The sequence below is a fragment of the Pseudomonas sp. SB113 genome (assembly GCF_040754745.1).
Lineage (GTDB): Bacteria > Pseudomonadota > Gammaproteobacteria > Pseudomonadales > Pseudomonadaceae > Aquipseudomonas > Aquipseudomonas grimontii.
Map to the genome: position 1 here is coordinate 1 of NZ_JBFMHW010000026.1, position 20,015 is coordinate 20,015.

At 61.5% G+C, this 20,015-nt stretch carries 18 protein-coding genes; 14 read left to right on the top strand and 4 right to left on the bottom strand.

All coding sequences use genetic code 11. From position 1 onward, the window contains the following. Positions 1 to 210: 210 nt before the first annotated feature. Positions 211 to 1,137 (top strand): SdiA-regulated domain-containing protein, encoded by a 927-nt coding sequence (locus tag AB1462_RS25980; protein ID WP_090401600.1) that lies wholly within the window; start codon positions 211 to 213, stop codon positions 1,135 to 1,137. A 121-nt stretch (positions 1,138 to 1,258) separates the two neighbouring features. After that, a complete protein-coding gene (locus AB1462_RS25985; protein WP_259191737.1) occupies positions 1,259 to 2,173 on the top strand; it encodes an SdiA-regulated domain-containing protein in 915 nt (304 codons plus the stop codon). A gap of 27 nt (positions 2,174 to 2,200) precedes the next feature. Here AB1462_RS25985 and rpiA read toward each other — a convergent pair whose 3' ends face one another. Continuing rightward, entirely contained in the window at positions 2,201 to 2,872 is a 672-nt protein-coding gene (gene rpiA / locus AB1462_RS25990; protein WP_367248291.1) for a ribose-5-phosphate isomerase RpiA, read from the bottom strand. 136 nt (positions 2,873 to 3,008) lie between these two features. Between rpiA and ilvA the strand changes: the two genes are divergently transcribed. After that, positions 3,009 to 4,523 (top strand): threonine ammonia-lyase, biosynthetic, encoded by a 1,515-nt coding sequence (gene ilvA / locus AB1462_RS25995; RefSeq protein ID WP_090401602.1) that lies wholly within the window; start codon positions 3,009 to 3,011, stop codon positions 4,521 to 4,523. Positions 4,524 to 4,564: 41 nt separating this feature from the next. After that, the gene (locus tag AB1462_RS26000; RefSeq protein ID WP_090401603.1) at positions 4,565 to 4,978 is read left to right on the top strand and encodes a DUF2269 family protein; all 414 of its coding nucleotides are present in this window, start codon (positions 4,565 to 4,567) and stop codon (positions 4,976 to 4,978) included. A gap of 29 nt (positions 4,979 to 5,007) precedes the next feature. Here AB1462_RS26000 and AB1462_RS26005 read toward each other — a convergent pair whose 3' ends face one another. Next, entirely contained in the window at positions 5,008 to 5,664 is a 657-nt protein-coding gene (locus AB1462_RS26005) for an HAD family phosphatase (RefSeq protein WP_259191739.1), read from the bottom strand. A 143-nt stretch (positions 5,665 to 5,807) separates the two neighbouring features. On the opposite strand from AB1462_RS26005, the gene AB1462_RS26010 reads away from it, so the two are divergent. Then, positions 5,808 to 6,287 carry an RNA pyrophosphohydrolase gene (locus AB1462_RS26010; protein ID WP_053128161.1) on the top strand — a complete coding sequence of 160 codons (480 nt, stop codon included), beginning with the start codon at positions 5,808 to 5,810 and terminating at the stop codon, positions 6,285 to 6,287. A gap of 22 nt (positions 6,288 to 6,309) precedes the next feature. Next, the gene (gene ptsP / locus AB1462_RS26015; RefSeq protein WP_090401605.1) at positions 6,310 to 8,589 is read left to right on the top strand and encodes a phosphoenolpyruvate--protein phosphotransferase; all 2,280 of its coding nucleotides are present in this window, start codon (positions 6,310 to 6,312) and stop codon (positions 8,587 to 8,589) included. A 143-nt stretch (positions 8,590 to 8,732) separates the two neighbouring features. Here ptsP and AB1462_RS26020 read toward each other — a convergent pair whose 3' ends face one another. Then, on the bottom strand, positions 8,733 to 9,479 hold the full coding sequence (locus tag AB1462_RS26020; protein WP_090401606.1) for an NRDE family protein: 747 nt from the start codon (positions 9,477 to 9,479) through the stop codon (positions 8,733 to 8,735). Positions 9,480 to 9,600: 121 nt separating this feature from the next. On the opposite strand from AB1462_RS26020, the gene AB1462_RS26025 reads away from it, so the two are divergent. From AB1462_RS26025 to AB1462_RS26035, 3 genes are all read left to right on the top strand, one after another. Further along, positions 9,601 to 10,383, top strand: a complete 783-nt coding sequence (locus AB1462_RS26025; protein WP_259191744.1) for a sulfite exporter TauE/SafE family protein — start codon at positions 9,601 to 9,603, stop codon at positions 10,381 to 10,383. A 65-nt stretch (positions 10,384 to 10,448) separates the two neighbouring features. Continuing rightward, positions 10,449 to 11,261 carry a prolipoprotein diacylglyceryl transferase gene (lgt, locus tag AB1462_RS26030; RefSeq protein WP_090401608.1) on the top strand — a complete coding sequence of 271 codons (813 nt, stop codon included), beginning with the start codon at positions 10,449 to 10,451 and terminating at the stop codon, positions 11,259 to 11,261. A gap of 52 nt (positions 11,262 to 11,313) precedes the next feature. Next, a complete protein-coding gene (locus AB1462_RS26035; RefSeq protein ID WP_090401609.1) occupies positions 11,314 to 12,147 on the top strand; it encodes a thymidylate synthase in 834 nt (277 codons plus the stop codon). A gap of 139 nt (positions 12,148 to 12,286) precedes the next feature. On the opposite strand, the gene cadR is transcribed toward AB1462_RS26035, so the two are convergent. Continuing rightward, entirely contained in the window at positions 12,287 to 12,727 is a 441-nt protein-coding gene (cadR, locus tag AB1462_RS26040; RefSeq protein WP_090401610.1) for a Cd(II)/Pb(II)-responsive transcriptional regulator, read from the bottom strand. An 85-nt stretch (positions 12,728 to 12,812) separates the two neighbouring features. Between cadR and AB1462_RS26045 the strand changes: the two genes are divergently transcribed. The 5 genes from AB1462_RS26045 (at position 12,813) to AB1462_RS26065 (ending at position 20,011) form a co-directional block, all read left to right on the top strand. Beyond that, on the top strand, positions 12,813 to 15,065 hold the full coding sequence (locus tag AB1462_RS26045; protein ID WP_367248296.1) for a heavy metal translocating P-type ATPase: 2,253 nt from the start codon (positions 12,813 to 12,815) through the stop codon (positions 15,063 to 15,065). A gap of 16 nt (positions 15,066 to 15,081) precedes the next feature. Further along, on the top strand, positions 15,082 to 15,945 hold the full coding sequence (locus tag AB1462_RS26050) for a LysR family transcriptional regulator (RefSeq protein WP_090401612.1): 864 nt from the start codon (positions 15,082 to 15,084) through the stop codon (positions 15,943 to 15,945). A gap of 247 nt (positions 15,946 to 16,192) precedes the next feature. Beyond that, complete coding sequence (locus tag AB1462_RS26055; RefSeq protein WP_090401613.1) at positions 16,193 to 17,257, top strand: putative 2-aminoethylphosphonate ABC transporter ATP-binding protein; 1,065 nt, start codon at positions 16,193 to 16,195, stop codon at positions 17,255 to 17,257. Position 17,258: 1 nt separating this feature from the next. Then, a complete protein-coding gene (locus tag AB1462_RS26060) occupies positions 17,259 to 18,965 on the top strand; it encodes a putative 2-aminoethylphosphonate ABC transporter permease subunit (RefSeq protein WP_367248298.1) in 1,707 nt (568 codons plus the stop codon). Positions 18,966 to 18,988: 23 nt separating this feature from the next. Further along, positions 18,989 to 20,011, top strand: a complete 1,023-nt coding sequence (locus tag AB1462_RS26065; RefSeq protein ID WP_367248300.1) for a putative 2-aminoethylphosphonate ABC transporter substrate-binding protein — start codon at positions 18,989 to 18,991, stop codon at positions 20,009 to 20,011. The last annotated feature ends 4 nt before the right edge of the window (positions 20,012 to 20,015 follow it).

The window sequence follows — 20,015 nt, forward strand, 5'->3', positions numbered from 1 at the left end:
CTGTATCAGTTAAGTGGATGTTGACTGACACACTGCTATCGGGAGCAAGTCGAATCGTCGCACCGCCCCTCCCACATTGCTCCGAGTCCATCTCGTGCATCGGCTTTTGCATTTTTTTCACACACCATCCGGATAATTCCCAGCCTCCAGCGCGCGGGCCCGTTGATCCTGTGCTATCACCTACCGCTGACTTTCCGGAAAAAGCCCCCAATGGCCGTGTCCCTGCCCTCCGCCACACCCAAGCCGCGTTCTCGTTTTGCCCTGCGCTGGTATTCCTGGCTGTTTCTGGCGGGCGCCATCGTCTACGGTATTTCCTGGGCCATGCACTGGGACGATCGCGGCCTGCTGTGGATGCTGGAGCGCTTCGAAACCCCGGCTGAGCGTCAGGAGAGTGTGTGGTTGCCGGACTACCATGCCGTGATCGATGGCAAGCTGCTGCCGGGCATGGAGAAGGATGAAGCGTCGGACGTCTCCTACAGCCCACAGACCAAAACCCTGTTTTCCGTCATGGGTAAAAACCCGTTCCTGGTCGAGCTGAACCTGCAAGGCGATGTGCTGCGCAAGATGCCGCTCAACGGTTGGAGCAACCCTGAAGGCGTGACGGTGATGGAAAACGGCCTGATAGCCGTGGTGGATGAACGCGAACACAGCCTGACCATCCTCAAGGTCGATGCCACCACCCAGCAATTGAACAAGGCCGACTTTCCGAGCTATGACCTGGGCCCCTCCAAGGACCAGAACAAAGCGTTCGAAGGGTTTACCTGGGACAAGCGCAATCAGCAATTTGTACTCGGTGAAGAGCGCCCACCGGCGTTGTTCACCTGGAAAAGCGACGGCAGCCAGACCCTGGTCGGCGATAAACAAAAACTGGCCAGCAAAGCGCTGGACATGCGTAACCTCTCGGCCCTGGCCATCGACCCGCGCACCGGTCATCTGCTGGTGTTATCGGCCGACTCCCACTTGCTGCTGGAGTTGGACGAGAAGGGCGAACAAGTCAGTTTCATGACCCTGCTCGGTGGCTTCAATGGCCTCAAGAACACCATCCCCCGTGCAGAAGGCGTGACCATGGATGAGAACGGCACGCTCTATATCGTCAGTGAGCCGAACCTGTTCTATCGGTTCGAAAAGCAGAAGTAACGGACGGATTACGTCGGATATCTCTCTGTTAGCGGCATTCGCCAGACACCAGGGTGCGTTTAAGTTTAAATTCAGACGGGCGTGATATTTATTCGCCACTTTTGACTTTGAGCCCCGCCCGATGCGTCGATTTGCCCGTCCCAAACCCATTCTCTTTATGCTTGTGCTGGTCGCCCTGGTCAGCGCCGGGGCCGTTGCGCAGCACTTTCGCCTGTTCGAGCGCGCCTGGTTCAACTGGCAGGCCTGGCGCCAGCCGGCGGACGAGCGCTCCATTGGCCTGGCGGATTACCGAGTGGTCTTGGAGGCCCAGGTTATCGAAGGGCTTGACGACGATGTCTCGGCCCTCACGTACGACCCTGTGCGCAAAAGCCTGTTTACCGTCACCAATAAAAACGCCGAGCTGATCGAGTTGTCCCTTGAGGGCAAGATCCTGCGGCGCATCCCGTTGGTGGGGTTTGGTGATGCCGAGGCGGTGGAATTTATCAGCGACAACATCTACGTCATCACCGACGAACGCCAGCAGCGGCTGATCAAGGTGCATGTGGACGACGCTACCCAATTCCTCGACGCTGCCGATGCGGAGCAGATGACCCTGGGCCTGCATGTCGGGGGTAACAAGGGTTTTGAAGGATTGGCCTATGACTCAGTCGGCAAGCGCCTGTTCGTGGCCAAGGAGCGCGACCCGATGCTGATCTACGAGGTTCATGGCTTTCCCCATTTCAAACCGGAAAAAACCTACTCGGTGCACGTCATCAACAACCCCAAGCGCGATGCCGGGCTGTTTGTGCGCGACCTTTCAAGCCTGCAATACGACGAGCGCAGCGGCCATCTGCTGGCGCTGTCGGATGAGTCGTTTCTGGTGTTGGAACTGGATATCGACGGTCGCCCATTGAGCAGTCTGTCTCTGCTCAATGGGCGCCACGGCCTGAAAAAGCGCGTACCCCAGGCCGAAGGGATCGCCATGGATGACGAGGGCACGTTGTACCTGGTCAGCGAGCCGAACCTGTTTTATGTGTTCAAGAAACCCAGCCCCTGAAAACACTGCCGAACTAATGTGGTGTTCTTAGGCCTTGAGGGTTTTCACGCCTTCGGAAGTGCCCAGCAGCAGCAGATCCGCCGGACGCGCAGCGAACAGGCCGTTGGTGACCACGCCGACGATGGCGTTGATCTGCGTCTCAAGCTCCACCGGGTTGGTGATCTGCATGTTGAACACGTCGAGGATGATGTTGCCGTTGTCGGTCAACACGCCTTCGCGGTACACCGGGTCGCCGCCCAGCTTCACCAGCTCGCGGGCCACGTGGCTGCGGGCCATCGGGATGACTTCCACCGGCAGCGGGAACGCGCCGAGGACCGGCACCAGCTTGCTGGCGTCGGCGATGCAGATAAAGGTCTTGGCCACCGCCGCGACGATTTTCTCGCGGGTCAGGGCTGCACCGCCGCCCTTGATCAGGTTCAGGTGTTCGTCGCTCTCATCGGCGCCGTCGACGTAGAACTCCAGGTCGCTCACGGTATTGAGCTCGTACACCGGAATGCCATGGCCCTTGAGGCGCGCGGCGGTGGCTTCGGAACTGGCCACGGCGCCGTCGAACGCGCCCTTGTGCTGGGCCAGCGCGTCGATAAAGCAGTTGGCGGTGGAGCCGGTGCCGACACCGACGATGCTCTTGTCGTCGAGTTTAGGAAGGATTAAATCGACGGCGGCCTGGGCCACTGCCTGTTTGAGTTGATCCTGGGTCATGCGGGCTCCGGAACGGGCGGGGAGTAAAGAGGGGCGCGAGTATAACCTAACAAAACCTCTGGATTCGTGTGGTCGCCCGGCCAAACGCTGGGTTAGACTCCTTGGCCCTGCCCAACCCGCCCAGTGATTTCCGCCGATGCTTGAACAGTACGTCAAAAAGATCCTCACCTCGCGCGTCTATGACGTTGCCGTAGAAACCCCGCTGCAGACCGCCCGCCAGCTTTCCGAGCGGCTGGGCAACAAGGTCTGGCTCAAGCGTGAAGACTTGCAGCCGGTGTTCTCGTTCAAGATTCGCGGCGCGTACAACAAGCTGACTCAGTTGACGGCTGAAGAGCGTGCACGCGGCGTCGTCACGGCCTCGGCGGGCAACCATGCCCAGGGCCTGGCCCTGGCGGCCAAGGTGCTGGGGGTCAAGGCCACGATCGTGATGCCCAAGACCACCCCGGAGATCAAGGTCGAAGGCGTGCGCTCCCGTGGCGGCAAAGTGGTGCTGCACGGCGACTCCTTCCCGGAAGCCCTGGCCTACTCGCTGAAACTGGTCGACGAAAAAGGCTACGTCTACATTCACCCCTACGATGATCCGCACACCATTGCCGGGCAGGGCACCGTGGCAATGGAGATCCTGCGCCAGCACCCGGGGCCTCTGGACGCGATTTTCGTACCGGTGGGCGGCGGCGGGCTGATCGCCGGCATTGCGGCCTACGTGAAATACCTGCGCCCGGAGATCAAGATCATCGGCGTCGAGCCGGACGACTCCAACTGCCTGCAAGCCGCCATGGCCGCCGGCGAGCGTGTGGTGCTGCCCACCGTGGGTATCTTTGCCGACGGCGTGGCGGTGGCGCAGATCGGCCAGCACACCTTCGACATCTGCAAACACTATGTGGATGAGGTAATCACCGTCAGCACCGATGAAATCTGTGCAGCGATCAAGGACATCTACGACGATACCCGCTCCATCACCGAGCCGGCCGGTGCGCTGGGTGTGGCAGGGATCAAGAAATACGTGGAGACCCGTGGTATCACCGGGCAAACCCTGGTGGCCATCGACTCCGGCGCCAACGTCAACTTCGACCGCCTGCGCCATGTGGCCGAGCGCGCCGAACTGGGTGAAGGTCGTGAAGCCATCATCGCCGTGACCATCCCCGAGAAACCGGGCAGCTTCAAGGCTTTCTGCGAGGCCGTGGGCAAGCGCCAGATCACCGAATTCAACTACCGCTACCACTCCGGCAGCGAAGCGCACATCTTTGTCGGGGTGCAGACCCACCCGGAAAACGACCCGCGCAGTGCGCTGATCGCCAGCCTCACCAGCCAGGGTTTTCCGGTGCTGGACCTGACCGAGAACGAGCTGGCCAAGTTGCACATCCGCCATATGGTCGGTGGGCATGCGGCCAAGGTCAGTGATGAAGTGGTGTTTCGCTTCGAATTCCCTGAGCGTCCGGGGGCCTTGTTCAACTTTCTCAATAAATTGGGCGGGCGCTGGAACATCTCGATGTTCCACTATCGCAACCACGGCGCCGCTGACGGCCGTGTGGTCGCCGGCCTGCAAGTGCCGGCGAGCGAGCGTCACCTGGTCCCGGCAGCCCTGGAGGCCATTGGCTACCCGTATTGGGATGAAAGCGATAACCCGGCCTACAAATTGTTTCTCGGTTGAGCGACTACGCTGATTGGGGCGGACTTTAAGGAAGACGACACATGGAAACCCTGACCACCCTCAAAGTTATCCACATAGCCGCCACGGTGTTGCTGCTGCTCTGCGGCCTCGGCCTGGCGCTGTTGGCCTGGCGCAAGCGCAGCGCCGGCCCGGCCGTGACTGTGCAGCGCCCGTGGGCGTTCGTGTGGTTGCTGATGGGCGTTTGTATGGTCAGCATGCCGTTTACCGGCTGGTGGTTGGTGCACTTGGTCGGCTGGCCATTGGGGCAGACCTGGATCCTGGGTTCCAGCATCCTCTATACCGTGGCGGCGTTGGCCTGGTTCTGGTTGGTGGCACGGCTTAACCGCCTGCGCAAAGGTGAGGGCGGCAGCCTGAATTTCACTTTGGTGCTGGCGGTGGTGAGCCTGGTGGGGTTTGTGGCGATTGCAGGGTTGATGGGCGCCAAGCCGGTTTAACGCTTTGGACCGTGCCCCCGATAGGGCCATCAGCTACGCAGCGTAATCACCGGCCAACCACGCTTCTCGGCTTCGGCGCGCAGATTCGGGTCCGGGTCCACCGCCACCGCATGCGTCACCTGCTCCAACAACGGCAGGTCGTTCATTGAATCGCTGTAGAAATAGCTGTCTTCCAGGCTATGTCCGGTTTCTTCCAGCCAACGATTCAGGCGCGTCACCTTGCCCTCGCGAAAGCACGGCACATCGGTGCTGCGTCCGGTGTAGCGGCCGTTTTCCATCTCGCATTCGGTGGCGATCAGGGTTTCCACGCCCAGGCGTGCGGCAATTGGCGCGGTGACGAAACGGTTGGTGGCGGTGATGATCACCAGCTTGTCGCCAGCGGCGCGGTGCTTGGCCAGCAGTTCGACGGCAAGGGGCAGCATGATCGGCTCGATGCAGTCGCGCATATAGTCGTTGTGCCACTCGTCCAGTTGGGCCATCTCGGTGCGGCCGAGGATTTCCAGGCAAAAGTTCAGGTACGCGGCGTTGTCCAGCTTGCCGGCCAGGTAGTCCTGGTAGAACTCGTCGTTGCGGGCCTTGTAGGCTACCGCGTCGAGAATCCCCCGTTCGCAGAGGTAATCGCCCCAGGCGTGGTCGCTGTCACCGCCAAGAAGGGTGTTGTCCAAGTCGAATAAAGCCAGGCGCATTGCAGTTACTCGCTGAAAAGTCTGTAAAAAGGCGTCCAGAATACGGTCTTTTCACAAGAGTGCACATAAGGTAAGAAGCCTCGTTGCCGCTGGAACAACCTTTGTGGAACAATGCGGCGACATGCGTTTGCGAGGTTGTTGCCGTGATCGACCCCGATGGTTTCCGTCCTAATGTCGGGATTATTCTTACGAATGATGCCGGCCAGGTGCTATGGGCTCGCCGAATCAACCAAGATGCCTGGCAGTTTCCTCAAGGCGGAATCAACCCCGACGAAACCCCTGAAGACGCCTTGTACCGTGAGTTGAACGAAGAAGTCGGCCTTGAGCGCGAAGATGTACAGATTCTGGCCTGTACCCGGGGCTGGTTGCGCTATCGTTTGCCGCAACGCCTGGTGCGTACCCACAGCCAACCGCTGTGCATCGGCCAGAAGCAGAAATGGTTTCTCCTGCGCCTGATCTCCAACGAGCAGCGGGTGCGGATGGATTTGACCGGTAAACCGGAGTTCGATGGCTGGCGTTGGGTCAGTTATTGGTACCCGTTGGGCCAGGTGGTGACATTCAAGCGCGAGGTTTATCGTCGCGCTCTCAAAGAGCTTGCCCCGCGCCTTTTATCGCGCGACTGACGACGGAGTTCGACCCCGAGCCATGCTCAATACGCTGCGCAAGATCGTCCAGGAAGTTAACTCCGCCAAGGATCTCAAGGCGGCGTTGGGGATTATTGTGTTGCGCGTCAAGGAAGCCATGGGCAGCCAGGTCTGCTCGGTTTACCTGCTGGACCCAGAGACCAACCGTTTTGTGCTGATGGCCACCGAGGGCTTGAACAAGCGCTCCATCGGCAAGGTCAGCATGGCGCCCAACGAAGGTCTGGTGGGCTTGGTGGGGACGCGTGAAGAACCCCTCAATCTAGAAAACGCGGCCGATCACCCGCGTTATCGCTACTTTGCCGAAACCGGTGAAGAGCGTTACGCCTCGTTCCTCGGCGCACCGATCATTCACCACCGCCGCGTCGTCGGCGTGTTGGTCATCCAGCAAAAAGAGCGTCGCCAGTTCGACGAGGGTGAAGAAGCCTTCCTCGTGACCATGAGCGCGCAGCTCGCCGGGGTTATTGCCCACGCCGAAGCCACCGGCTCGATTCGCGGCCTGGGCGGCCAGGGCAAGGGTATCCAGGAGGCCAAGTTCGTCGGCGTGCCGGGTTCGCCGGGTGCGGCGGTCGGTACTGCCGTGGTCATGTTGCCGCCGGCCGACCTCGATGTGGTGCCGGACAAGAACGTCGACGACATCGACGCTGAAATCAAACTGTTCAAGACGGCCCTGGAAGGCGTGCGCGCCGACATGCGCAACCTGTCGACCAAGCTGGCCACCCAGCTGCGCCCCGAAGAGCGCGCGCTGTTTGACGTGTACCAGATGATGCTCGACGACGCGTCCCTCGGGAACGAAGTCAAGACCGTGATCAAGACCGGCCAGTGGGCCCAGGGCGCGCTGCGCCAGGTGGTCACCGATCACGTCAACCGTTTCGAATTGATGGATGACGCCTACCTGCGTGAGCGGGCCTCGGATGTGCGCGACCTCGGCCGCCGTCTGCTGGCCTACCTGCAGGAAGACCGCACCACCAACCTGGTCTACCCCGACAACACCATCCTGATCAGTGAAGAACTGACCGCCACCATGCTCGGCGAAGTGCCCGAAGGCAAACTGGTGGGCCTGGTCTCCGTACTGGGTTCGGGTAACTCCCACGTCGCGATCCTGGCCCGCGCCATGGGTATTCCGACGGTGATGGGCCTGGTGGACCTGCCGTATTCCAAGGTCGATGGCATCGACATGATCGTCGATGGGCATCGTGGCGAGGTGTTTACCAACCCCAGCGAGGTCATGCGCAAGCAATACGCCGAGGTGGTGGAAGAAGAGAAGCAACTGGCGCTCGGGCTCGATTCGTTACGCGAATTGCCGTGCGTGACCCTCGACGGCCACCGCGTACCGCTGCTGGTCAACACCGGCCTGCTGGCCGATGTGGCCCGCGCGCAACAGCGCGGAGCCGAAGGGGTGGGGCTGTACCGCACCGAAGTGCCGTTCATGATCAACCAGCGTTTCCCGAGCGAGAAGGAGCAGCTGGCGATTTATCGCGAGCAACTGTCCGCCTTCCACCCGTTGCCGGTGACCATGCGCAGCCTGGACATCGGCGGCGACAAGTCACTGTCGTATTTCCCGATCAAGGAAGACAACCCCTTCCTCGGCTGGCGCGGTATTCGCGTCACCCTCGACCACCCTGAAATCTTCCTGGTGCAGACCCGCGCCATGCTCAAGGCCAGCGAAGGCCTGAACAACCTGCGCATCCTGCTGCCGATGATTTCCGGCACCCATGAACTGGAAGAAGCATTGCACCTGATCCACCGCGCCTGGGGCGAGGTGCGCGACGAAGGCGCCGACGTGCCGATGCCGCCGATTGGCGTGATGATCGAAATCCCGGCGGCGGTGTACCAGGCCAAGGAACTGGCGCGGCAGGTGGACTTCCTGTCGGTGGGCTCCAACGACTTGACCCAATACCTGCTGGCCGTGGACCGCAACAACCCACGGGTGGCCGACCTCTACGACTACCTGCATCCGGCGGTGCTGCAAGCCTTGCAACACGTGGTGCGCGACGCCCATGCCGAAGGCAAGCCGGTGAGCATCTGCGGTGAAATGGCCGGCGACCCGGCGGCGGCGGTGCTGTTGATGGCGATGGGCTTTGACAGCCTGTCGATGAACGCCACCAACTTGCCGAAGGTGAAGTGGATGCTGCGCCAGGTTGAACTGAGCATGGCCAAGGATCTGCTGGCCGAGTTGATGACCATCGACAACCCGCAAGTTATCCACAGCTCGCTGCAATTGGCGCTGAAGAACCTTGGGCTGACACGGATGATCAACCCGGCTTCCGCCAAAACCCTTTAATGGCGATACGCAGCCCCCGCCCCGTAGCAGCTGTCGAGCGCAAGCGAGGCTGCGTCGGGCGCGCTGCCGATTCAGGACCGAGTTGCGGCCGACGCAGCCTCGCTTGCGCTCGACAGCTGCTACGGGGGGGCGGTGTATCAGCGTCAGAACTTGAGTTCTACCTCTCCGAGCCGCCCCCCATGCGGTCCGAAGCTTCGCTCCACCATCCGCCGCGTGCCATCGGCATTCACAATCAACGCCGTGCTCGCCCGCGTCCCATAACTGGGACTGGCGATAAACACACTCGACAGCAGACTCTCCGTCGCCAACCCCACGCCGGTATCGGGCAAGTCAGCAAACGACGCCGTCTGCGGGTCGCTCAAAATCTCCAGTAACGCTTCCGGCTGCGGGTCTGCCAGCACCTCGCTCAACGCCGCCTTGGCCTTAAGCAACTTCGGCCACGGCGTGTCCAGCCCTGCATTGGATAACCCATAAACGCCGGCCTTCAGTTGCGTCGGCTCGGTGTCATTGGCGTTGTAGTGCCACAACGCTTCCCGCGTCCCCACCAGCAGGTTAAACCCGGCATATTCAATCGATCGGCCGTTAACGTCGGCAAGATACTCGTCAATCGGTAGCGAACCACTGAGAAACCGCGCCACGAGTTCCCCACGGGACTTGCGTGCGGGTGGCTGGTGCGGGTCGCGGATGTTGGTCAGGGCCGCAAAACGCCCATCGGCATTGACCCCCAGCCAGGTGCCGCCCGCTTCCTGGTCGCGGCCGGCGTAGACCTCGGGCGTATCCGGCCATTGGGCCAGCGGCAGGCTGGGGCGGGCGTAGAATTCATCACGGTTGGCCGCGACGATCAGCGGTTGGGCGTGGCCCGGCCGCCAGGCAAAAACAATCAGGCACATCAGGCGATTTCCTTTTGTGTTTTTAGCCACTCTACCCACACCGGCAGCAGCGTTCCATCGTATCCAGTTGGGTCGCATGCCTTCCATCCGTTAACATGCCGGACTTGGTTTGGGGGCTCCCATGGAATTTCTGCTGTATTTGCTGCTGGGCGCGTGCGCGGGTGTGCTCGCCGGGCTGTTTGGCGTGGGCGGCGGGATCATCATCGTGCCGGTGCTCGTGTTCAGCTTCACCTTGCAGGGATTCGACCCGCAGGTGCTGACTCACCTGGCCGTGGGCACGTCCCTGGCGACGATCATCTTTACCTCGGTCAATGCCGTGCGTGAGCACCACCGACGTGGCGCGGTGCGTTGGCCGATCTTTGTATGGATGACCGTGGGCATCCTGATCGGCGCCGGTTTTGGTGCGCTGACCGCCGAGGCTATTTCCGGCCCCAACTTGCAGAAGATCATCGGCGTATTCGCGCTGATCATCGCCGTGCAATTGGCCCTTGAGGTCAAGCCCAAGGCCAGCCGCACGGTGCCCGGCAAGCTTGGCCTGACCCTGGCCGGTACGGTGATTGGCTGGGCTTCGGCGATTTTCGGCATCGGCGGCGGCTCGCTGACCGTGCCGTTTTTGACCTGGCGCAGCGTACCGATGCAGCAGGCGGTGGCCACCTCATCGGCCTGTGGCTTGCCGATTGCCCTGGCCAGTGCATTAAGTTTCATGATTCTGGGCTGGCATGACCCGCTGTTGCCCGCTCATAGTCTAGGGTTCGTGTATTTGCCGGCGCTGCTGGGCATTGCCCTGACCAGCATGGTGTTTGCCCGTTTCGGCGCGCGCCTGGCGCACCGGTTGTCGCCGCGTCTGTTGAAGCGGTTGTTCGCCGGTCTGCTGTTTTGCGTCGGTTTGAATTTTTTGCTGTAACGCAGGCTTAATCGCGCCCGGGCATGGTCCGGTCGCCATAACGAATGATTTAACGAGGAGTCGCAATGCTGCCTTACCCGCAGATCGACCCGGTGGCCCTGGCCATCGGTCCGCTGAAAATCCACTGGTACGGGTTGATGTACCTGATCGGCATCGGCGGTGCATGGCTGCTGGCCTCCCGGCGCCTGAACCGTTTCGACCCGACCTGGACCAAGGAGAAGCTCTCCGACATGGTGTTCTGGTTGTCGATGGGCGTTATTGTCGGCGGACGACTGGGGTATGTGCTGTTTTACGATCTCTCTGCCTACATCGCCAACCCGACGCTGATCTTCGAAGTGTGGAAAGGCGGCATGGCCTTCCACGGTGGCTTTATCGGCGTGATGATCGCGGCCTGGTGGTTCGGCCGTCGTAATGGCAAATCGTTCTTCCAGTTGATGGACTTCGTTGCGCCACTGGTGCCGATCGGCCTGGGTGCCGGGCGTATCGGTAACTTCATCAATGCCGAGTTGTGGGGCAAGCCGACCGACGTGCCGTGGGCCATGGTGTTCCCGCCGTTCAGCGACCCGGCGCAACTGCCGCGCCATCCGTCGCAGCTGTACCAGTTCGCGTTGGAAGGCGTGGCACTGTTCCTTATCCTGTACCTCTTCTCGCGCAAACCGCGCCCGACCATGGCCGTTTCCGGCATGTTCGCGCTGTTCTACGGGATCTTCCGTTTCATCGTCGAATTCGTGCGCGTGCCGGATGCACAGCTGGGCTATCTGGCCTGGGGCTGGCTGACCATGGGCCAGGTGCTCAGTATCCCGATGATCCTCGTCGGCCTGGGCCTGCTGTGGTGGGCGTACAACCGTCCGCAACCGCTGAAGAACACCGCGCTTTAAATTCGAATGCCGGGGCCTGCGAGGTCTCGGCTTCAACGATACAGGTAATGACATGAAGCAATATCTCGAACTACTGAACGACGTCGTGACCAATGGATTGACCAAGGGCGATCGCACCGGCACCGGCACCAAGGCCGTGTTCGCCCGTCAGTATCGGCATAACTTGGCCGACGGCTTCCCGCTGCTGACCACCAAGAAGCTTCACTTCAAAAGCATCGCCAATGAGCTGATCTGGATGTTGAGCGGCAACACCAACATCAAGTGGCTGAACGAAAACGGCGTAAAAATCTGGGACGAATGGGCCACCGAAGAAGGTGACCTGGGGCCGGTGTACGGCGAACAGTGGACCGCCTGGCCGACCAAGGACGGCGGCACGATCAACCAGATCGACTACATGGTGCACACGCTCAAGACCAACCCCAACAGCCGCCGCATCCTGTTCCACGGCTGGAACGTCGAGTACCTGCCGGACGAAACCAAGAGCCCGCAGGAAAACGCGCGCAACGGCAAACAAGCCCTGCCACCGTGCCACCTGCTGTACCAGGCGTTCGTGCATGACGGCCATCTGTCGATGCAGTTGTACATTCGCAGTTCCGACGTGTTCCTTGGCCTGCCGTACAACACCGCCGCCCTGGCGCTGCTGACCCACATGCTGGCCCAGCAATGCGACCTGATCCCCCACGAGATCATCGTCACCACCGGCGACACCCACGCCTACAGCAACCACATGGAACAGATCCAGACCCAGCTGGCGCGCACGCCGAAGAAGCTGCCGGAACTGGTGATCAAGCGTAAGCCGGCGTCGATCTACGATTACAAGTTCGAAGATTTTGAAATCGTGGGCTATGACGCTGATCCAAGCATCAAGGCCGACGTGGCTATCTGAAGACTGTCTTGGTCTTAAGGTGTCGGCTTGTGTGGGAGGGGGCTTGCCCCCGATAGCGGTGGATCAGCTAAGTATTTGGTGGCTGAAACTCCGCATCGGGGGCAAGCCTCCTCCCACATTTGAACCGCGTTTGCTTGAATTAATGGCCGTGGCTTCTGCCCACATGTGAGGGCTCGGCCTCGTTGGCGGCAACACCTCCGCTGACCTCCAACTGCTGCAAAATCCCACACTGATCCCCGCCGCCGCAGCGTTGACGCAGGTCCAGCAATTGCTCCTGCAACGCCAACAGCCCGTCAATCCGCGCTTTCACATGGTGGATATGCTCGTCGATCAAGGCATTCACGTTTTCACACTGGTCCTGAGGGCTGTCCCGTAACCCGAGCAAACTGCGGATCTCTTCCAGGGTCATGTCGAGGCTGCGGCAGTTGCGGATAAAGATCAGCCGCTCGGTGTGCGCCTGGGTGTACACGCGGTAGTTGGCGTCGGTGCGTGCCGGGGGTGGCAGCAGGCCTTCTTTCTCGTAATAACGGATGGTTTCCACCGGGCAGTCGGTCAGTTTGGCCAGTTCGCCGATCTTCATCGCAGCAATCTCCAAATGGGTGCTTGACCCTATAGTGGCTACAGGGTCTTTACTTGGCAACAGGCACCTTTACGGACGCGACAGAATGAGCGACTCCCTCCATACCCCGCACAAACATGACCACGACCATGATCATGGCGCGAAGAAACTCACGCCAGTGCATGACCACGGTCATGGCGGTTCCTGCTGTTCCGGCGCGCTCGCGTCTGCGTTGGTGCAACTGAGCGAGGCGTCGACTGCCGGCTCACGCCTGAGCACCTTCCGCATCGAAGCCATGGACTGCCCCACCGAGCAGACGCTGATCCAGAACAAACTGGGCAAGCTCGCTGGTGTGCAGCAGCTGGAGTTCAACCTGATCAATCGCATCCTCGGCGTCACCCATGACCTGCCGAGCACCGCGCCGATCATCGATGCGATCAAATCCCTGGGCATGCAGGCCGATCCGATCGTGGAGGGCACCCCGGCTGCCGAGCCGCCCGCCAAGAAGCATTGGTGGCCGCTGGCGTTGTCCGGTGTCGGCGCGTTGGGCGCTGAAATACTGCACTTCACCAACGCTGCGCCGACCTGGGTCATCGCCATCGTGGCGCTGGTGTCGATCTTCAGCGGCGGCCTCACCACCTATAAAAAGGGCTGGATTGCCCTGAAAAACCTCAACCTGAACATCAACGCGTTGATGAGCATCGCGGTGACCGGCGCCATCCTGATTGGCCAGTGGCCGGAAGCGGCGATGGTGATGTTCCTGTTTACCGTGGCCGAACTGATCGAAGCCAAGTCCCTGGACCGTGCACGCAATGCCATTAGTGGCTTGATGCAGATGACACCGGAACAGGCCACGGTGCGGCAGGCCGATGGCAACTGGATTGAACAGGAAGTTAAAAGCATTGAACTTGGAGCAATCGTGCGGGTAAAGCCCGGCGAGCGCATTGGCCTGGACGGTGAAGTCACCGCCGGCCAATCCACCATCGACCAGGCGCCGATCACCGGTGAAAGCCTGCCGATTGAAAAGAGCGTGGGCGATAAAGTCTTCGCCGGCACCATCAACCAGGCCGGCTCCCTGGAGTACAAGGTCACGGCGGCCGCCAACAACTCCACCCTGGCACGCATCATCCATGCGGTGGAACAGGCCCAAGGCGCACGGGCACCGACCCAGCGTTTTGTCGACAGCTTCTCGAAAATCTACACCCCGGCCGTGTTCCTGTTCGCCCTGGGCGTGGCCGTGATCCCGCCGCTGTTCATGGCCGGCGCCTGGTTCGACTGGATCTACCGCGCCCTGGTGCTGCTGGTGGTGGCTTGCCCTTGTGCGTTGGTGATCTCCACCCCGGTGACCATCGTCAGCGGCCTCGCGGCTGCGGCGCGCAAAGGCATCCTGATCAAGGGCGGTGTGTACCTGGAGGGCGGTTACAAGCTTGACTACCTGGCCCTCGACAAGACCGGCACCATCACCCACGGCAAGCCGGTGCAAACCGACTACCTGGCGCTGTTCCCCAATGTCGAAGACAGCGCCCCGGCCCTGGCTGCCAGTTTGGCCGGGCGTTCCGACCACCCCGTGTCCCTGGCAATTGCCTTTGCTGCTGTGGATAAAAACCTGCCTGTGCACGTTGTGGATAACTTCGAAGCCCTGGCCGGTCGCGGCGTGCGCGGCGATATCAATGGCCAGACCTACCACTTGGGCAATCACCGCCTCGTGGAAGACCTGGGCTTATGCTCGCCGGAGCTGGAGGAAAAGCTGTTCGCCCTGGAGAAACAAGGCAAGTCCGTGGTGCTGCTGCTCGACAAGTCCGGCCCGCTGGCACTGTTCGCGGTGGCCGACACGGTCAAGGACAGCAGCCGCGAAGCCATCCAGCAGTTGCATGAGCTGGGCATCAAGACCCTGATGCTCACTGGCGACAACACCCACACCGCCCAGGCGATTGCCGCCCAGGTCGGCATCGACCAGGCCCAGGGCGACCTGTTGCCCACCGACAAGCTGCAAGCCATCGAAGCCCTCTACGGCCAAGGCCACCGGGTGGGTATGGTCGGCGACGGCATCAACGACGCCCCGGCCCTGGCCCGCGCCGAGATTGGCTTCGCCATGGCCGCAGCAGGTACCGACACCGCCATCGAGACCGCCGACGTGGCCTTGATGGACGATGATTTGCGCAAGATTCCGGCATTCATTCGTTTGTCGCGGCAAACGTCGAGTATCCTCAAGCAGAACATCGCCCTGGCGCTGGTGATCAAGGCAATCTTCCTGGTGGTCACCTTCCTGGGCCTGGCCACCATGTGGATGGCGGTGTTCGCCGACATGGGCGTGGCCCTGCTGGTGGTGTTCAATGGCCTGCGCCTGTTGCGCAAATAGAGGATGAGAGGGTGGTGTGCTGAGTGCCGAGCTGAAGGCGTTTTTTATGGTTGCCCGCCTGGGCAGCATCACCCAGGCGGCGAAAAAACTCGGCCTGAGCCAGCCCACGGTCACCACCCAGATTCGCAACCTGGAAAGCCAGTACGGCGTTGAGCTGTTCTACCGTGGCGGGCGCCGCCTCACCGTCAGCGACGAGGGTGCGCGCCTGCTGCCGATGGTCAAGACGCTGCTGCAGCAGGAAGCGGACATCGAGTTTTTCCTGCGCAACAGCGGCCAGGTTCAGGGCGCGCTGAGGATTGCCGCGACAGCGCCGTACTACATCCTCGATCTGGTCAAAGCCTTTCGCGAACGCCTGCCGCAGGTGGAGGTGTCGGTGGAAATCGGCAACTCCCAGCAGGTACTCGAAGCGCTGGACGATTACCGCGTCGATGTCGCGGCATCCTCGCAGTTGCTTGAAGACCCGCGCCTGATCCGCCGCGTGCTGGGCACCGATCCACTGGTGTTGGCGGTGCACCGCAATCACCCGCTGGCCAAGCTCGACCATGTGCCGCTGGGTGCGTTGGCGGGGCATACGCTGTTGATGCGTGAAGCGGGCTCCACCACGCGGCGGCTTACGGAAGAGATGCTGCAAGGTGCCGGCGTGAGTTATGGGCCACTGCTGGAAATCGGCAGCCGTGAATCGATCCGCGAAGCGGTGCTGCGCAATATCGGCATCAGCATCATCGCCCGCCAGGAAGTGCCCCACGATCCGCAGTTGCGGGTGCTGACCATCGAGAATGCGCCGCAGATTCCGGAGTACCTGTACTGCCTCAAGGAACGAAAAGGCGCTCGTCTGCCGGCGGCGTTTCTAGGGTTGGCGCAGGAAATGTCGCCGATTTAAAGCCTTGTAGTGGCTTTGGGGACCAATCGGGGGCAAGCCCCCCTCCCACAGGTGACCGCATTTCCATGTTGGAACTCGGTCAAATGTGGGAGGGGGCTTGCCCCCGATTGCGGTAGACCAGACAACCCGTCTCTAAATCGCCTACCCAAATCTGCGAATACCACTATCGCCGCGTTTTGCCTTTCTGCCACAAGAGGGACGCATTGCCTGCCTAGCATGGCCTTCATCAGTTTGATGAGGTGCCACCATGAACACAGTCCTGACCCAACCCGGCGCGCCGATGAAAGTGCGCGGTATCCAGAAACGCTTCGGCGCCTTTACGGCGTTGGACAATGTCTCCCTGGACGTGGCAGCCGGCGAGCTGGTGTGCCTGCTGGGCCCTTCCGGCTGCGGCAAGACCACGTTGCTGCGCTGCATCGCTGGCCTGGAGCGCCAGGACAGCGGCGAACTTTACCTGGGTGATCGGGATGTTTCCCTGCTGCCGCCCCAAGCTCGGGACTACGGCATTCTGTTCCAGTCCTACGCGCTGTTTCCCAATCTCACCGTCGAAGCGAACATCGGCTACGGCCTCACCGGCAGCGGTCGCGATGAAGTGCGCCAGCGTGTCGGACAGATGCTTGAACTGGTGGGGCTACTCGGCAGTGAAAAGAAATACCCCGGTCAACTCTCCGGCGGTCAGCAGCAGCGCGTCGCCCTGGCCCGTGCACTGGCACCGGCCCCGTCGTTGCTGTTGCTGGATGAGCCAATGTCGGCCCTCGACGCCCGCGTTCGCGAACACCTGTGCACTGAGCTGCGCCAGCTGCAACGGCGCCTCGGTATCACCACCCTGATGGTCACCCACAACCAGGACGAAGCGATGTTGATGGCCGATCGCATCGCCGTGATGAACAACGGCAAGGTCGAGCAATACGCCACGCCCCAGGAAATCTACGACCGCCCGGCTACGCCGTTTGTGGCGGAGTTTGTCGGCCAGGGCAATTGGCTGCCGTTCAGCCGCAACAGTGCCAGCCATGCCCAGGTCGGCGGGATGAACATGCGCCTGGCCGAGGATGCCGGCGTGGCCAAGTCCGGCCGGCTGTTCTGCCGCCCGGAAGCGATCAACGTCAACCCGCCGGTGCATGAAGAAAACCTGTTCCCGGCCAAGGTCCGCGAGATTACCTTCCTCGGCAACCGCTGCCGCATGAGCTTCGAGCTGGAGCAACTGCCCGGCCATCCGCTGCTTGCCGAACTGGCCCCGGAAGCCATGCCGCGCCTGGGCGCCCAGGACATCTGGGTAGCCTTGCCGCCGCGCAGCCTGCAGGTGTTTGCCTGAGATGGCCGCTGTCATGACGCTGCCGCGCCAAGTGTCCCGCGCCGAAACCGGCGACCGTATTTTCGTGGTCGGCGGCAAACTGCTCTGGCTGTTGCTGCTGGGCATCGCCGTATTGCTGCCACTGCTGGCGATCTTCTGGCGCGGCTTCAGCAGTGAAGCCGGGCAGGGCGGTGGTCTGGTCGCCGCACGTGAGTTGGTCACCAGCGCCAACTTCCACTGGCTGCTGGGCAATAGCCTGAAAGTCTCCCTCAGCGTAGCGGCCATTGTCGTACCGCTGGCCTACCTGTTTGCCTACGCCCTGCAACGCACGTTGATTCCCGGCAAGGCCCTCTGGCGCGGCCTGTCGCTGCTGCCGTTGATGGCACCGTCGATGCTGCCGGGGATTGCGCTGGTCTACCTGTTCGGTAACCAGGGCATGTTGCGCGGGTTGCTCTCGGACAACATCTACGGCTTCTGGGGCATTGTGCTGGGTGAAGTGATCTACACCTTCCCACATGCCCTGATGATTTTGCTGTCGGCGCTGTCCCTGGCCGATGCGCGCTTGTTCGACGCAGCCTCAAGCATGGGCGCCAGCCCTGCGCGGGCGTTCCGCAGCATCACCTGGCCGGCCACGCGCCAGGCGGTGTTTGCCGCATTCTGCCTGGTGTTCACCCTGACCATTACCGACTTCGGCGTGCCCGTGGTGGTGGGTGGTGATTACCAGGTGCTGGCGCTGGAGGCCTACAAGGCGGTGGTCGGCCAGCAACAGTTCGGTCGCGGTGCGTTGATCGGCATGGTGTTGCTGCTGCCGGCGCTGTTCAGCTTTGGCGTCGACGCCTGGTTGCGTCGTCGCCAAGGTGACGGCATGAGTGGCCGTGCCCAAGTCTTCCAGCCGGTGCCGTCGCGTGTACGGGATGGCTGCTACCTGCTCATCGTGCTGCTGATCTGCGCCGTGTTACTGCTGGTGTTCGGCATGGCGGTGTACTCCTCGTTGGTGAAGTTCTGGCCGTACAACCTGTCGCTGTCGCTCAGCCACTATCAGTTCGAAGACACGGCCGGCGGCGGTTGGCTGGCCTATCGCAACAGCCTGACCCTGGCGTTGTGCACGGCGTTGATCGGCAGCGTATTGATCTTCACCGGCGCCTACCTGATGGAAAAGACCAAGGGCCAGAAGGGCCTGAACCTGGCACTGCGCATGCTCAGCTTTGTGCCGATGGCCGTGCCGGGGTTGGTGTTGGGCCTGGGCTACGTGTTCTTTTTCAATCTGAGTGGCAACCCGCTGCATGTGTTCTACGGCACCATGACCCTCCTGGTGGTGTGCACCATTGCTCACTATTTGACCACCGCGCAGATGACCGCCACCACCGCGCTGCGCCAGTTGGACGCCGAGTTCGAAGCGGCGGCGCTGTCGCTCAAGGCGCCGCTGTATCGCCATTACTTAAACGTCACGGTACCGATCTGCCTGCCGGCGCTGCTGGACATCGTGCGCTACCTGTTTGTGTCGGCGATGACCACCGTGTCCGCCGCGATCTTCCTCTACAGCCCTGACACCATCCTCGCCGCCGTCGCCGTGTTGAACATGGACGATGCCGGCAATGTGGGCGGCGCGGCGGCCATGTCCACCCTCATCCTGTTCACCTCAGGCAGCGTTTCGCTGCTGCTGGCGTGGGCTTCACGTGGCGCCTTGCGCCGCTCCCAAGCCTGGCGCCAGACCGCGCCCGGCCAATAAAACATCCCTGAAGGAGGTGCTCCATGTTCAAGCCCCTGGCGCTGGTCGCTGCCGTACTCACTGCATTCAGCCTGAATGCTTTCGCCAAGACCGAGTTGACCGTGTACACGGCCCTTGAAGCCGAGCAGTTGAAGACCTACAAAAAAGCCTTCGAGCAGACCAACCCGGACGTCGAGATCAAATGGGTGCGCGACTCCACCGGCATCATTACCGCCAAGCTGCTGGCCGAAAAAGACCGCCCCCAAGCCGACGTGGTCTGGGGCCTGGCCGCGTCGAGCCTGGCGATCCTTGATCAGCAAGGCATGCTGGACAATTACGCCCCCAAGGACCTGGACAAGATCGGCAAGAATTACCGTGACGCCGCTAACCCACCGGCCTGGGTCGGCATGGATGTGTGGGCCGCGACTATTTGCTTCAACACGGTCGAAGCCGAGAAACAGGGCCTGACCAAGCCGGTGAGCTGGCAAGACCTGACCAAGCCCGAGTACAAGGGCAAGATCGTGATGCCCAACCCGGCATCGTCTGGCACCGGCTTCCTGGATGTGAGCGCCTGGCTGCAAACCTTCGGCGAGAAGCAGGGCTGGCAGTACATGGACGACTTGCACCAGAACATCGGCCAATACGTACATTCGGGCTCCAAGCCTTGCAAGCTGGCGGCGTCCGGTGAATTCCCGATCGGGATTTCCTTTGAGTACCCAGCCGTGCAACTGAAGCGCCAGGGCGCACCGCTGGACATCATCCTGCCGAAGGAAGGCCTGGGTTGGGATATCGAAGCCACCGCCGTGATCAAGGGCACCGCCCATGCGGAGGCGGCGAAAAAACTCGCGGATTTCTCCGCCAGTACAGCGGCAATGGACCTGTACAAGGACAACTTTGCCGTGCTCGCCCAGCCGGGGATCGCCAAGCCGCAGACTGAATTGCCGGCCGACTACGAGCAGCGTTTGATCAAGAACGACTTTGCCTGGGCGTCGAAGAATCGCGACAGCATTTTGACCGAGTGGCGCAAGCGCTATGACGGCAAGTCGGAGAAGGTGGCGGGGCAGTAAGGTT